This window comes from Streptomyces sp. URMC 126, assembly GCF_051386555.1.
In the GTDB taxonomy this organism is placed as follows: Bacteria; Actinomycetota; Actinomycetes; order Streptomycetales; family Streptomycetaceae; genus Streptomyces.
Map to the genome: position 1 here is coordinate 1 of NZ_JBPQTX010000986.1, position 262 is coordinate 262.

Consider the following 262-nt stretch of genomic DNA (forward strand, 5'->3'; position numbering starts at 1 on the left):
CCTCAGGCCCGCGTATCCGCCGGAGCGCGCGAGGGGGCGGGGGCGCGCCTGGTACCGGGGCGACTGCCATCTGCACACCGTTCACTCCGACGGGCGGCGCACCCCGGCCGAGGTCGCGGCGGCGGCGCGGGCCGCCGGGCTGGACTTCATCGCCACCACCGAGCACAACACCACCTCCGGGCACGGCGCCTGGGAGGGGCTGTGGGGAGAGGACCTGCTGATCCTGTGCGGCGAGGAGGTGACCACCCGCAACGGCCACTAC

General features: G+C 75.6%; 1 protein-coding gene. It reads left to right on the forward strand.

Translation table 11 applies throughout. The features are described 5' to 3' along the window. Positions 1-262 (forward strand): CehA/McbA family metallohydrolase (locus ACSNOK_RS34775; protein WP_436784702.1); only part of this gene is annotated, 262 nt, incomplete at both ends.